Source organism: Noviherbaspirillum denitrificans (assembly GCF_002211445.1).
Lineage (GTDB): Bacteria > Pseudomonadota > Gammaproteobacteria > Burkholderiales > Burkholderiaceae_D > Noviherbaspirillum > Noviherbaspirillum denitrificans.
This window is the reverse complement of record NZ_LSTO01000001.1, coordinates 563,626-576,175: the sequence shown is the minus strand read 5'-3', so window position 1 is coordinate 576,175 and position 12,550 is coordinate 563,626. Positions and strand designations below refer to the sequence as shown.

The window sequence follows — 12,550 nt, the reverse complement described above, 5'->3', positions numbered from 1 at the left end:
AAAAGGAATGGAATGATGGAAGCCACGCAAGCACTTTCCCGTACGCCGCTGTACAACCTGCATGTCGAACTCGGCGCGCGCATGGTTCCGTTTGCCGGTTACGAAATGCCGGTGCAGTACCCGACCGGCGTGCTGAAGGAGCATGCGCATACCCGTACCCAGGCTGGCCTGTTCGACGTCTCGCACATGGGCCAGGTCCGCTTGTCCGGCCCCGATGCAGCGGCTGCACTTGAATCGCTGATGCCGGTCGATATCGTCGACCTGCCGGTCAACATGCAGCGCTATGCAATGTTCACGAACGAGCAGGGCGGCATTATGGACGACCTGATGGTGTCCAATGGCGGCGACCATCTGTTCGTCGTTGTCAACGCCGCTTGCAAGCAGCAGGACGTGGAACATCTCAAGAAGCAAATAGGAAGCCGCTGCAAGGTGGAGGAACTTTCCGACCGCGCATTGCTGGCACTGCAAGGCCCGGCAGCCGGCGCCGTGATGGCGCGCCTGGCTCCCGAGACCGCGCGGATGGTTTTCATGAATACGGGGAAGGTGACCCTCGTTGGTGCCGAGTGCTTCATCAGCCGCTCCGGTTACACGGGCGAGGATGGTTTCGAAATTTCCGTGCCGAATGACAAGGCAGAGGAGCTGGCGCGCCTGCTGCTCGCGCAGCCAGAAGTGGCGCCGATCGGCCTCGGTGCGCGTGATTCGCTGCGCCTCGAAGCGGGACTGTGCCTGTACGGCCACGACATGGACACCGGCACGACGCCGGTCGAGGCCAGCCTCGGGTGGGCGCTGTCCAAGGCGCGTCGTGCGGATGGCGCGCGTCCCGGTGGCTATCCCGGCGCGGACGTCATCCTGCGCAACCTGGCTGAGGGTGTTGCACGCAAGCGCGTCGGCTTGCTGGTCAAGGACCGGATGCCGGTGCGTGAAGGCGCGGACCTTGTGGATGCCGAGGGCAGAGTCATTGGCAAGGTGACCAGCGGCGGCTTCGGGCCGACCGTGGGCGGCCCGATTGCGATGGGCTATGTGGAAACCGCACATGCGAAGCTCGGCACCGCGCTGCAGGCGATCGTGCGCGGCAAGCCTGTTCCGGTGGAAGTGGCAAAGACGCCGTTCACACCGCAACGCTACTACCGCGGCTGAGCCATGAGCGACACGAAGGCCACGACGGGTGACCAGCCTGAGCAGCGAAGCGTGAAGGCTGGCGAGAAACTGCGCGGCGCGGAGAAGATGGCGCGCATTCCGATCAAGGTCGTTCCGACCGAGCCCTCTCAGTACCTGCGCAAGCCGAAATGGATTCGCTCGGAATTCACCGGATCGCGCGAAGTGCAGCGGCTGAAGGCGGTCCTGCGCGAGAACAAGCTGCATACCGTGTGCGAGGAAGCGAACTGCCCGAACCTTGGCGAATGCTTCAAGAGCGGCACGGCGACGTTCATGATCATGGGCGACATCTGCACCCGCCGCTGCCCGTTCTGCGACGTCGGCCACGGACGCCCGAATCCCCTCGATCCCGACGAGCCGAAGAACATGGCGGAGACTATCCGTGCCATGGGGCTCAAATACGTGGTGATCACATCGGTGGACCGCGACGACCTGCGCGATGGCGGCGCCGCACACTTCGCCGCCTGCATTACCGAGGCCCGCCGCATCAATCCGGGCATCGTCATCGAAATCCTGACGCCGGATTTCCGCGGCAGGGTGGACAAGGCGCTCGAGATCCTGGGTCAGACGCCGCCTGACGTCTTCAACCACAACCTGGAAACGGTGCCGCGCCTCTACAAGCAGGCGCGTCCTGGGGCTGACTACGACACGTCACTCGACTTACTCGAGCAGGTCAAGCAACAGCACCCGTCGGTGCCGACCAAGTCGGGTTTGATGCTTGGGCTGGGCGAGACGTTGGAAGAGGTGGAAGCGGTCATGCGCGATATGCGGGCACATGGCATCAACATGTTGACCCTTGGGCAATACCTGCAGCCCAGCGCGCACCACTTGCCGGTGGCGCGCTATGTCACGCCGGAAGAATTCGAGCAATTGCGCGTGACCGGCGAGAAGATGGGGTTCACGCATGTCGCGTCCGGTCCGATGGTGCGCTCCTCCTATCACGCGGACTTGCAGGCGAAGGGCGAATTCAAGGCGATTCCGAAAGAGTAACGCTTCGTTGCCTATTGGAATCGCCCCCGAAGTTTCTCCTTTTAAATCAGGAGGATGGAGCACTATCAACAGTGTTATCAACAAGGTTCTTCACAGTTGCCGTGGATAACTTATGACAAGGATCAACACCGAGGTTTTGCCTGCAAAGATCATTGCGTAATCGCAAATGTGGCGGGAACCGGGAAATGTAGGATGAACTCGGCCCCTTAAGCCTCCCAGGAAGTACTTGCCCGCCAGCGTGCGGGCATTTTTTTTGGTGTTTCTTACATGATGCTTTCTCGTTACACCTTCTTACATGTGCGTTGAGATTTCTCAATCATTCCCCACCGCAAATTCCGCATACTTGCAGCTCAGAAAATTACCTTTTCTCCCCACCACGAGTTAGCGCCAGGCCATGAAAAGAAAGCTTGATACCGACGATGTCATCGACAACCTGATCGCAGCCACGCTTGGCCTAGATGCGCCTGCGCGGCAACGACACCTTTTTCGTGAAAACCTGCGCAATCTCGTGCGGCTTGCCAAGGCGGAGCAGGTTGTTGAAATAAAGGAAAACGTCCGGCGCCTCACTGGAGTGCTGGAGGCGCATTCCGCACGCCGGCGTGCCAAGGCCGTGCTGTTGGCGCAGCGCCTTCCAGGCCTGCTGGACCACGGCCAGCAGCAATTCGAATTCAAGCAATAATCCCTCCCTTGCCGCGGCGCGTCATGGAGTTGTGCCGAGCGGATAGAGCAGGAAGGAAGTAGAATGCAAGCATGGTTTGCCATGTAACACGCGCTTCCCCTCCATCCGCACCACGGCATGAAAGTCTATAACCTCATCTGCGAGCACGATCACCGCTTCGAAGGCTGGTTTTCTTCGGAAGAAGATTTCAAGTCCCAGAATGAAGCACACCAGATCGGATGCCCCGTGTGTGAAAGCCATGCCATAAAGAAGCTGCCGTCGGCACCGCACCTGAGCCTGTCAGGTATGCAGGCGGCCAAGTCCGAGGTGGAGCAGGTGCAGAAGCAATTCCTGCAAATGGTTCGCAAGATCGTTGCCAACACTGAAGACGTCGGCGAGCGCTTTGCGGAAGAAGCCCGCCGCATTCATTACAACGAAGCACCGGACCGCGCCATTCGCGGTGTCGCGTCGGCTCAGGAATTTGCTGCGCTTTCCGAGGAAGGCATCGACGTTCTTCCGCTTCCCATTTCCGACGCCCTGAAGCAGCCTCTCCAGTAGGTTCTCGCCACTCCGCGTTGACAAGTTGTCCACGCTTGATTTTCCGCTATTTTTAATTCGACACATATCGGAAAAATCCGCTGTATAATCGTTTTCGAACGGTCGTGCTATTAAGCCGGGACAACTAGGAGACAGCATGGATTTGAACTACACGGCGGAAGATTTGGCCTTCCGCGACACGGTTCGCGCCTTCCTCGAAGCGAACCTCCCCAAAGATCTGCAGCAAAAGGTACTCAACCACAAGCGCCTGTCGAAGGAAGACTTCGTCCGCTGGCACAAGATCGTCGCCAAGCAGGGATGGGTCGGCACAGGATGGCCGGTCGAATACGGCGGCACGGGGTGGACGCCGGTGCAGCGCCACATCTGGGAAGAAGAATGCGCGCACGCCGGTACGCCGGCGATCCTGCCGTTCGGCGTGAACATGGTTGCCCCGGTCATCATGGCCTTCGGCAACGAAGCGCAGAAGCGCCATTACCTCCCGCGCATCCTCAACTGCGACGACTGGTGGTGCCAGGGCTACTCCGAACCGGGATCCGGCTCCGACCTCGCATCGCTGAAGACCCGCGCCGAGCGCGACGGTGACTATTACATCGTCAACGGCCAGAAAACCTGGACCACGCTGGCGCAGCATGCCGACATGATCTTCTGCCTCGTGCGCACCGATCCGAATGCGCGCAAGCAGGAAGGCATTTCCTTCCTCCTGATCGACATGCATACGCCGGGCATTACGGTGCGTCCGATCATCATGCTCGATGAAGAGCATGAGGTGAACGAAGTCTTCTTCGACAACGTGAAGGTGCCGGTGCAGAACCTGATCGGCGAGGAAAACAAGGGCTGGACCTACGCGAAATACCTGCTCGGCCACGAGCGCACCAACATTGCCGCTGTCGGCCGCGCCAAGCGCGAGCTGGTGTTCCTGAAGCGTCTCGCCGGCAAGCAGATGAAGGGGGGCAGGCCGCTGCTGGAAGATCCGGTCTACGCGGCCAAGGTCGCCAGCCTGGAAATCGAGATCATGGCACTCGAAATGACCGTACTGCGCGTGCTGTCACAGGAAAGCGCCAAGCGCGGCCCGGGACCGGAAGCGTCGATGCTGAAGGTGAAGGGCACGGAAGTGCAGCAGGCGCTGACCGAACTGATGGTCGAAGCCGCGGGCCCGTATGCAATGCCTTTCGATCCGGCCTACCTGGAAGGCGAGCACGAGCACAGCGTCACGCAGGACGACGATGCCGCACCGCTGGCGCCGTACTACTTCAACTTCCGCAAGACATCGATCTACGGCGGTTCCAACGAAATTCAGAAAAACATCATCTCCCAGATGATCCTGGGACTGTGAGGCGGAGACAATAATGGACTTCAACTACACCCCCGAGCAGCAACAATTCCGCGATGCGCTGCGCCGCTTCATCGACAAGGATTACACCTTCGAGCATCGCAATAAGATCGTGCATTCTGAAAAAGGCGTCTCCGACGAAGCTTGGGCCACGTTGGCCGAGCTGGGCATGACCGCATTGCCGGTTCCTGAAGAGCAGGGAGGCTTCAACGGCTCCGCCGTCGACATGATGGTCGTGATGCAGGAACTGGGACGCGGCATCGTCATCGAGCCGTACTTCGCCACCGTGCTCGGCGTGCAATTCCTGAAGCTGGCGGGCGGGCATGACGAGCTGCTGGAGCAGGTTGCAGGCGGCGGGCTGAAGCTGGCGGCCGCACTCGGTGAAAAACAGTCGCGCCACGAACTGTTCGACATCGCCGCGACGGCGAAGGCAGACAGCGACGGTTACGTCCTCAATGGCACCAAGACCGTCGTGATCCACGGCGCGCAAGCGGACAAGATCATCGTGTCCGCGCGCACTTCCGGGGGCCAGCGCGATACCGAAGGCGTGTCCCTGTTCCTCGTTGACGGCGATGCTGCCGGCGTGACCCGCAAGGACTATCGCACGATCGATTGCCAGCATGCTGCTGACATCACGTTCGCTAATGTGCGGGTTCCTGCATCGGCGCTGCTGGGCAAGGCAGGAGCGGGCTGGGAGATCCTCGATGCCGCTGCCGATTACGGCTGCGCACTGCTGTGCGCAGAAGCGGTCGGCGCCATGGATGCGCTCAATGGTGCGACGCTCGAATACCTGAAGACCCGCCAGCAGTTCGGCGTGCCGATCGGGAAGTTCCAGGCGCTGCAGCACCGCATGGCGGAAATGTTCATGCAGGCGGAACAGGCGCGTTCGATGGCCACGCTGGCCGCGGTCAAGGTCTCGTCGCCGGACGCGAACGAACGCCGCCGCAACGTGTCCGCTGCCAAGGCGCGCGTGGGGCAGGCATTGAAATACGTCGGCCAGCAGGCGGTGCAATTGCACGGCGGCATGGGTGTGACCAATGAACTGCCGGCGGCGCACCATTTCAAGCGCCTGACCATGATCGAACTGACGCTGGGCGATACTGACCACCACCTGGCCCGGTTCGCCTCGCTGCCCGGCTTCCGCAAGGCAGCCTGACGTCCGAAAGGGGGCATATATGTCGCAGGTGAAGTGGTACTTTGAAGATTTCGAGCCTGGCAAGACCATCGAGGTTGGAACGCTGACCGTAACAGAAGAAGAGATCATCGAGTTCGCAACGAAGTATGACCCCCAGCCTTTTCACATCGACAAGGTCGCGGCGGGAAAGTCGATGTACGGCGGCATCATCGCCAGCGGGTGGCATACCTGCGGGATGATAATGCGGCTGATGGTCGACGGCTTCCTCAACCAGGCGGCCAGCCTTGGTTCGCCGGGTGTAGACGAGATCCGCTGGATCAAGCCCGTGCGCGGCGGTGATACCTTGCACGTAACGACCACCGCGCTCGAAGTCAGGCCGTCCGGAAGCAAGCCGAACCGGGGTGTCGTCGTCACGCTGTGGGAGGCGAAGAACCAGCACGGAGAGGTGGTGGCGACCATCAAGGGCATGGGCATGTTCGGGCGCCGCCCGCAAAACTAGAAAACAGACAGGAGACAACATGCGGCATATCGCATCAGTGCAGGAGCTGAGGGAGCTGGTCGGCCAGGAAGTCGCGGTCACCGACTGGTTTACCGTCAACCAGGAACGGGTCAACCAGTTCGCCGAAGCGACCGGCGACCATCAATGGATCCATCTCGACGTCGAGCGCAGCAAGAAGGAGTCGCCGTACGGCACGACGATCGCGCATGGATTCCTGACGCTGTCGCTGCTGCCGATGATCGTGCAGAGTGCCATATCGATGCCGGAAGCAAAGCTGAGCGTGAACTACGGGCTGAACAAGGTGCGCTTTCCCGCACCGGTGCCGGTCGGCAGCAAGGTGCGCGGGCGCATGACGCTGAAGGATGTGGAAGACATCGAGGGCGGCGTGCAGGTCAGCTGGCTGGTGACGATGGAACGCGAAGGCGGCGACAAGCCGGTGTGCGTGGCGGAGTCGATTGTGCGGCGCTACGAATAAGCTTCAGGAAATGAAAACCTCCGCCACCTTCAAAGGGGCGGAGGTTTTTTTTATCGCGGCAATTCGCGTTGTTCAGTCAACCTCGCCGTCGAAATGATCAAGCGGCGGATCGCTCTCCTTGCGATGTCTCCGCCGTCGTCCTGACTGCCGCGCCGGCGCGCTGCGGCCGGCTGATGTACAGGACGCACATGGCGCCGATGGTTGTCAGGGCGACCAGCGGCAGCATGGCGATTCCATAACTTCCGGTCGCTTCCTTGATGACGCCAACCAGGGAAATTGCGCCGCCGCCTGCCAGATTGGCGATGGCATTGATACCGGCCAGGCCGGCTGCCGCCGTCGAAGGGGCGAGCCATCCGGACGAAAGCGCCCAGAACGGGCCTTTAAAGGAATAGGCGCCGATAAGCACCGCGCTTAGTGCAAAGATGGTGGCAGCCAGCATGGACTTGGCAAAAAACAGTGATCCCAGCCCGCATGCGATCAGGAGAAGCGCCAGCGCCGTATGCCAGCGACGCTCACCGGTACGGTCGGAGTGGCGGCCCCACAGGATCATCAGGATTGAAGCCACGCCATAGGGGATCGAGTTGATCAATCCTGTTTCGAAGTTGGTCAGGCCAAACGACTTGATCAGCTGCGGCTGCCAGATCGACAGGCTGCTTCCTGTTGCCGAAGCGCCTGCGCAAACCATGGCCATGATGAGGAAATGCTTGTTGCGGAACAGCTGCCACATGGAGAGATGACCGCTGCTCGTCTTCTCCTTTTTCACGTCATGCTGCAAGCGCGTCGTGATCCACTCGCGCTCCTCCGCGGTCAGCCATTTGGCATTTGCCGGGCGATCCGTCAAAAAGAAGAAGCACATCGTACCCAGGAGGACGGTCGGCACGCCCTCAATAATGAATAGCCACTGCCAGCCCTTCATACCCCAAAGGCCATCCAGTCCGAGCAGGAGGCCGGAGATCGGCGAGCCGACGAAACTGGCCACCGGGATCGACACCATGAATGTGGCGACAATCCGCGCGCGGTAAGCGGCGGGAAACCAGTACGTCAGGAACAAGAGCACGCCCGGGAAGAAGCCAGCTTCCGCCGCGCCGAGGATCAAGCGCATGCCGTAAAAAGAGTACGGGCCGACTACCAGTGCCATGCATGCGGAGACGATGCCCCAGGTAACCATGATTCGGGCGATCCATCGCCTTGCGCCAAACTTTTCCAGCGCGAGATTGCTGGGTACTTCGAAGAAGAAGTAGGACACGAAGAACAAGCTGCTGCCCAATCCGAAAACTGCAGCCGAAAGGCCGAGGTCTTTGTTCATTTCCAGTGATGCGAACCCGACATTGACGCGGTCGAGCAGGGCAAAGAAATAGCACAGCATCAGAAAGGGAACGAGACGAAGCGTTACCTTTCGCATCGTCGACACCTCCAGCGGTGTCGGTAAAGTCTCCATCGCGTGCTGCACGGTACTCTCCTGGTCGTTGCGTTGCGGGCGGGGCTCACAAATTAAGCCACCGAGCAGTGTGGTTGTACAATGTACACCTTGGTTGTACAATACGAATCAATTATAAAAACTCTGCCGCACGTCTGCAAGAGGAAATGTTCACAATCCACGGCCACATCGGCGCTCAGGCAAATGCGTTTGGATGAAGATGGGGGCAACTGCCTCGGGTATTAACTAGATGGAAAGCGTGTTCGAAACGGATGCCGGCGTCCAACTCCGGCGGGAGGCGGCAAAGGTGACGTTGTCAGCGGTGCCGGTTAATGACGTGAGGCGGGATGCGGCGCCGGCACCATGAGTGCGAAACAGAAAGCAGGGGCGCGAGACCTGCGCCCCGGTTTTTTTATCCTTAGTGACGCTTGTACTGCGTCGCGCCGAACAGCATTTCGCGCGACTTCTCGTCGGTGATCGGCTTGCTGTCCGATGCCAGCACCTGCACGCCACGCACGACTGCGGGGCGTGCGGCGATCTCGTCGAACCAGCGCTTCGCGTTCGGGTAATCGTCCCAATCGATGCCCTGGTTCTTCGATGAGCGCAGCCACGGGAAGGTGGCGATGTCGGCGATCGTGTATTCGTCGCCGGCAAGGTAGGCGTGCTTCGACAGTTGCGTATCGATCACACCGTACAGGCGCTTCGCTTCATTCGTGTAGCGGTTGACTGCGTAGTCGATCTTTTCGGGCGCGTAGACGCGGAAGTGGTGCGTTTGTCCGAGCATCGGGCCGACACCGCCCATCTGGAACATCAGCCATTGCAGCGTCGTGAATTTCTCACGGTCGGTCTTGCCGAGGAATTTTCCGGCCTTGCTGGCGAGGTAAACGAGGATCGCGCCGGATTCGAACAGCGAGATCGGCTTGCCGTCGGGACCATCGGCATCGACGATGGCGGGAATCTTGTTGTTGGGGGAAATCGCGAGGAAGTCGGGCTTGAACTGGTCCCCCTCGCGGATGTTGACGTAGTGGACCCGGTAGGGGAAACCGCATTCCTCGAGCATGATGTGGATCTTGTGGCCGTTGGGCGTGGCGGCCGAGTAAACGTCGATCATTATTGTTCTCCTGGACTGGAATCAAAACCGCTGCATGATTATGCAGCGGTTTTGTTTTCGATGCTCAGGAGCGTGTGATCGGCAGTTCGAGGTCCTTCTTCGGCATCGGGATGTGCTTGGCCAGCTCCAGCTTGGCGATGGCGTTGCGGTGCACTTCGTCCGGGCCGTCGGCCAGGCGCAGGGTGCGGTTGCCTGCCCACTGGCCCGCGAGCGGGAAGTCGTCGCAGACGCCGCCCGCGCCATAGGCCTGGATGGCCCAGTCGAGCACCTTCTGCGTGACGTTGGGCGCCAGCACTTTGATCATCGCGATTTCGGCCTTCGCATGCTTGTTGCCGACTGTATCCATCATGTAGGCGGCCTTCAGCGTGAGCAGGCGCGCGGTGTCGATCATGATGCGCGATTCCGCGATGCGCTCGTGCCAGATGCTTTGCTCGGAAATGCGCTTGCCGAAGGCGACGCGCTCATTCAGCCGCTTGCACATCAGTTCGAGTGCACGCTCCGCGACGCCGATGGAACGCATGCAATGGTGGATGCGGCCTGGGCCGAGGCGGCCCTGGGCGATTTCGAAACCGCGGCCTTCGCCGAGCAGGATGTTCGACGCGGGCACACGCACATTTTCGTACAGGATTTCGCAATGGCCGTGCGGCGCATCGTCGTAACCGAACACCGACAGGGGACGCTTGATGGTGACGCCCTTGGTATCGACGGGGACAAGGATCATTGATTGCTGCGCGTGGCGCGGCGCATCCGGATCCGTCTTGCCCATCAGGATGAACACCTTGCAGCGCGGATCGCCGGCACCCGAGATCCACCACTTGCGGCCATTGATGACGTACTCGTCGCCGTCGCGCTGGATGCGCGTCTCGATGTTGGTGGCGTCGGAGGAGGCGACGGCCGGCTCAGTCATCGCGAAGGCGGAGCGGATTTCTCCGCGCAGCAGCGGCTCCAGCCACTGGCGCTTGTGCTCTTCTGTGCCGTAGCGTTCGATGGTCTCCATGTTGCCGGTGTCAGGGGCGGAGCAGTTGAACACTTCGGGCGCCCAGGGCACGCGGCCCATGATTTCGCACAGCGGCGCGTAGTCGAGGTTGGACAGGCCTTCCGGCGCGCGGGCCGACTTCGGCAGGAACAGGTTCCACAGGCCCTCGGCGCGTGCCTTCGGCTTCAGGTCTTCGACGATCTGCGTCGGGATCCAGCGGTTGCCTTTTTCGCGGCCGTTGCGGTCGACCTCCGCTTCAAAAGACTTCTCATTCGGATAGACATGCTCATCCATGAAACGCAGCAGCTTTTCCTGGAGTTGCTTGCAGCGGTCTGAGTATTCGAATTCCATGTTGTCTCCTCGTTTTCTAGGGTTTATCCCCCGGATGCGTATTTCCAGCCCATTTCAGCCATCGGGCGCGCCGACTTGCCGGCCTTCAGTGCCTGCTCGCTCGATGCAGTGCCATCGACGTAACGCTTCATGATGCCTTGCAGGATGCCCGCCATGCGGAACATGTTGTAGGCGAGGTAGAAGTTGAAATCTTCCTTGCGGATGGTCTTGCCGGTGCGCTCGCAGTATTTCGCGATGTATTCCTCTTCCGATGGGATGCCGAGTGATTTCAGGTCGAGGCCGCCGATGCCGCGGAACTGGCCGGGCGCGATATGCCAGCTCATGCAGTGGTAGGAGAAGTCGGCGAGCGGATGACCCAGCGTCGACAGTTCCCAGTCCAGCACGGCGAGCACGCGCGGCTCGGTGGGGTGGAAAATCATGTTGTCGAGGCGGTAGTCGCCGTGGACGATGCTGGTGTCGTCGCCAGGCGGGATATTGCCGGGGAGCCATTCGATCAGCTTGTCCATCGCCTCGATCTTCTCGGTCTCGGATGCCTTGTATTGCTTGGTCCAGCGGTCGATCTGGCGGACGAAATAGTTGCCCGGCTTGCCGTAGTCGGCCAGGCCGATGGCGGCGTAATCGATGGTGTGCAGCTGCGAAATGACGCGGTTCATTTCGTCGTAGTGCGCGGCGCGCTCGGCCGGCGTCATGCCGGGCATGGACTGGTCCCACAGGACACGGCCCTGCACGAATTCCATGATGTAGAACGCACGGCCGATGATCGATTCATCGAGGCAGAGCGCGTACTGCTTGGCAGCCGGGAAGCCGGCCTTGTTGAGCGCGTCCATCACGCGGAATTCGCGGTCGATCGCATGGGCGGAGGCAAGCAGCTTGGCGGCCGGGCCGGGCTTGGTGCGCAGCACGTAGCTCTTGCCGTCCGCGGTCAGCTTGAAGGTCGGGTTCGACTGGCCGCCGTTGAACTGCTCAACAGCCAGCTCGCCGCTGAAGCCCTCGACGTGCTTGCGCATGTAGTCCTGCATGGCGCCGACATCGAACTTCTGGCGGTCGGATACCGGACGTGTGCCCATGAATTCTTCGAACATCTTGTCTCCTTTGCGAAACGAGCGAAATGGTTATCGCCACATTCTACAACAGAAAAACGTACGGTCGTGCGATTCCTGGGGCGGGGCTTACAGGCCCCGTGATTTCTTGTACTGATCCAGCAGGACTTCCATCGTGGTGTGGCGCGTTTCGCCCTGGAGTTCCGAGATCGGCGAGTAGTTGACGATGCGTACCACCCAGTCGGACTGCGCATCGCCGACATCGATTGCGTTGATGCAGCCGGCAGTCTGGGCGAGGTTGCCGAGGAAGAGCCGCTGGTTGGTCAGCGCGTAGGAGAGGATGGCGCGGTTGACGCCGCCGTGCAGGACCAGCAGGACGGTGTCCCAGGACTTGTCCTCGCGCAGCCGGTCGATGCAGGGATGGATGCGGTCCATCAGCTGGCCAATGGTTTCGCCGCCGAGGAATTGCTGCTCTTCCGGCACCAGGCCGTCGAAGGCGCCGACGAAGGCTTCGCGCAAGCTTTCATCCGGGATGGCCGACAGTTTGCCGCCGCGCAGTTCTTCCATGTCTTGCCAGCGTTCGAGTTCGATCTGCTGGCCGGTTTCGGCAAGTACTCGAGTCGCTGTCTCGACGGTGCGGGGCAGGCCGGAAACGATCACGCGGTCAAACTTCAGGCCCGCCTGTGCGAAGACCTTGCCTGCTGCCGTCGCTTGCGCGCGGCCGAGTTCGTTGAGTGGAACCTGCTCCGGGAGGAAGGGTTTTCCCTGGTCGTCGAAATAGGTGACGCTGCCATGGCGCATCAAGTAGACGCGCCGTCTCTTGTGTTCGGTCATTTGTATTGCGGCTTTCTTTTT

Annotated in this window: 13 protein-coding genes; 8 read left to right on the top strand and 5 right to left on the bottom strand. The window is 60.6% G+C overall.

What is annotated here, in order from left to right; genetic code table 11:
• The first annotated feature begins 12 nt into the window (after positions 1 to 12).
• The 8 genes from gcvT (at position 13) to AYR66_RS02860 (ending at position 6,800) form a co-directional block, all read left to right on the top strand.
• Entirely contained in the window at positions 13 to 1,137 is a 1,125-nt protein-coding gene (gene gcvT / locus AYR66_RS02895; RefSeq protein ID WP_206047032.1) for a glycine cleavage system aminomethyltransferase GcvT, read from the top strand.
• Between the two features lie 3 nt (positions 1,138 to 1,140).
• Complete coding sequence (gene lipA / locus AYR66_RS02890) at positions 1,141 to 2,145, top strand: lipoyl synthase (protein ID WP_088706269.1); 1,005 nt, start codon at positions 1,141 to 1,143, stop codon at positions 2,143 to 2,145.
• A 394-nt stretch (positions 2,146 to 2,539) separates the two neighbouring features.
• Positions 2,540 to 2,824, top strand: coding sequence for a hypothetical protein (locus AYR66_RS28170; RefSeq protein WP_141104008.1), 285 nt, complete (start codon positions 2,540 to 2,542; stop codon positions 2,822 to 2,824).
• 117 nt (positions 2,825 to 2,941) lie between these two features.
• A complete protein-coding gene (locus tag AYR66_RS02880) occupies positions 2,942 to 3,361 on the top strand; it encodes a DUF1178 family protein (RefSeq protein ID WP_088706267.1) in 420 nt (139 codons plus the stop codon).
• Positions 3,362 to 3,497: 136 nt separating this feature from the next.
• Positions 3,498 to 4,694, top strand: coding sequence for an acyl-CoA dehydrogenase family protein (locus AYR66_RS02875; RefSeq protein WP_088706266.1), 1,197 nt, complete (start codon positions 3,498 to 3,500; stop codon positions 4,692 to 4,694).
• A 13-nt stretch (positions 4,695 to 4,707) separates the two neighbouring features.
• Positions 4,708 to 5,847, top strand: coding sequence for an acyl-CoA dehydrogenase family protein (locus tag AYR66_RS02870; protein ID WP_088706265.1), 1,140 nt, complete (start codon positions 4,708 to 4,710; stop codon positions 5,845 to 5,847).
• A 19-nt stretch (positions 5,848 to 5,866) separates the two neighbouring features.
• Positions 5,867 to 6,325: a MaoC family dehydratase gene (locus AYR66_RS02865; protein WP_088706264.1), complete on the top strand. Its 459-nt coding sequence runs from the start codon at positions 5,867 to 5,869 to the stop codon at positions 6,323 to 6,325.
• Positions 6,326 to 6,344: 19 nt separating this feature from the next.
• Entirely contained in the window at positions 6,345 to 6,800 is a 456-nt protein-coding gene (locus tag AYR66_RS02860; protein WP_088706263.1) for a MaoC family dehydratase, read from the top strand.
• Between the two features lie 97 nt (positions 6,801 to 6,897).
• Here AYR66_RS02860 and AYR66_RS02855 read toward each other — a convergent pair whose 3' ends face one another.
• The 5 genes from AYR66_RS02855 to AYR66_RS02835 all read right to left on the bottom strand — a co-directional run bounded on the left by AYR66_RS02855 (position 6,898) and on the right by AYR66_RS02835 (position 12,529).
• Positions 6,898 to 8,238, bottom strand: coding sequence for an MFS transporter (locus AYR66_RS02855; protein WP_206047262.1), 1,341 nt, complete (start codon positions 8,236 to 8,238; stop codon positions 6,898 to 6,900).
• A gap of 397 nt (positions 8,239 to 8,635) precedes the next feature.
• Positions 8,636 to 9,328 (bottom strand): glutathione binding-like protein, encoded by a 693-nt coding sequence (locus tag AYR66_RS02850; protein ID WP_088706261.1) that lies wholly within the window; start codon positions 9,326 to 9,328, stop codon positions 8,636 to 8,638.
• Between the two features lie 64 nt (positions 9,329 to 9,392).
• Positions 9,393 to 10,655: an acyl-CoA dehydrogenase family protein gene (locus AYR66_RS02845; protein WP_088706260.1), complete on the bottom strand. Its 1,263-nt coding sequence runs from the start codon at positions 10,653 to 10,655 to the stop codon at positions 9,393 to 9,395.
• Between the two features lie 23 nt (positions 10,656 to 10,678).
• On the bottom strand, positions 10,679 to 11,737 hold the full coding sequence (locus tag AYR66_RS02840; protein WP_088706259.1) for a phosphotransferase family protein: 1,059 nt from the start codon (positions 11,735 to 11,737) through the stop codon (positions 10,679 to 10,681).
• A gap of 87 nt (positions 11,738 to 11,824) precedes the next feature.
• On the bottom strand, positions 11,825 to 12,529 hold the full coding sequence (locus AYR66_RS02835; RefSeq protein ID WP_170942043.1) for a histidine phosphatase family protein: 705 nt from the start codon (positions 12,527 to 12,529) through the stop codon (positions 11,825 to 11,827).
• Between the last annotated feature and the right edge of the window lie 21 nt (positions 12,530 to 12,550).

What these genes read in the sequence shown, in the direction of transcription:
- AYR66_RS02840 (WP_088706259.1), bottom strand. Translation starts at nt 11,737, where the DNA reads ATGTTCGAAGAATTCATGGGCACACGTCCGGTATCCGACCGCCAGAAG.
- AYR66_RS02865 (WP_088706264.1), top strand. Translation starts at nt 5,867, where the DNA reads ATGTCGCAGGTGAAGTGGTACTTTGAAGATTTCGAGCCTGGCAAGACC.
- AYR66_RS02880 (WP_088706267.1), top strand. Translation starts at nt 2,942, where the DNA reads ATGAAAGTCTATAACCTCATCTGCGAGCACGATCACCGCTTCGAAGGC.
- AYR66_RS02870 (WP_088706265.1), top strand. Translation starts at nt 4,708, where the DNA reads ATGGACTTCAACTACACCCCCGAGCAGCAACAATTCCGCGATGCGCTG.
- AYR66_RS02860 (WP_088706263.1), top strand. Translation starts at nt 6,345, where the DNA reads ATGCGGCATATCGCATCAGTGCAGGAGCTGAGGGAGCTGGTCGGCCAG.
- AYR66_RS02835 (WP_170942043.1), bottom strand. Translation starts at nt 12,529, where the DNA reads ATGACCGAACACAAGAGACGGCGCGTCTACTTGATGCGCCATGGCAGC.
- gcvT (WP_206047032.1), top strand. Translation starts at nt 13, where the DNA reads ATGATGGAAGCCACGCAAGCACTTTCCCGTACGCCGCTGTACAACCTG.
- AYR66_RS28170 (WP_141104008.1), top strand. Translation starts at nt 2,540, where the DNA reads ATGAAAAGAAAGCTTGATACCGACGATGTCATCGACAACCTGATCGCA.
- AYR66_RS02875 (WP_088706266.1), top strand. Translation starts at nt 3,498, where the DNA reads ATGGATTTGAACTACACGGCGGAAGATTTGGCCTTCCGCGACACGGTT.
- AYR66_RS02850 (WP_088706261.1), bottom strand. Translation starts at nt 9,328, where the DNA reads ATGATCGACGTTTACTCGGCCGCCACGCCCAACGGCCACAAGATCCAC.
- AYR66_RS02855 (WP_206047262.1), bottom strand. Translation starts at nt 8,238, where the DNA reads ATGGAGACTTTACCGACACCGCTGGAGGTGTCGACGATGCGAAAGGTA.
- lipA (WP_088706269.1), top strand. Translation starts at nt 1,141, where the DNA reads ATGAGCGACACGAAGGCCACGACGGGTGACCAGCCTGAGCAGCGAAGC.
- AYR66_RS02845 (WP_088706260.1), bottom strand. Translation starts at nt 10,655, where the DNA reads ATGGAATTCGAATACTCAGACCGCTGCAAGCAACTCCAGGAAAAGCTG.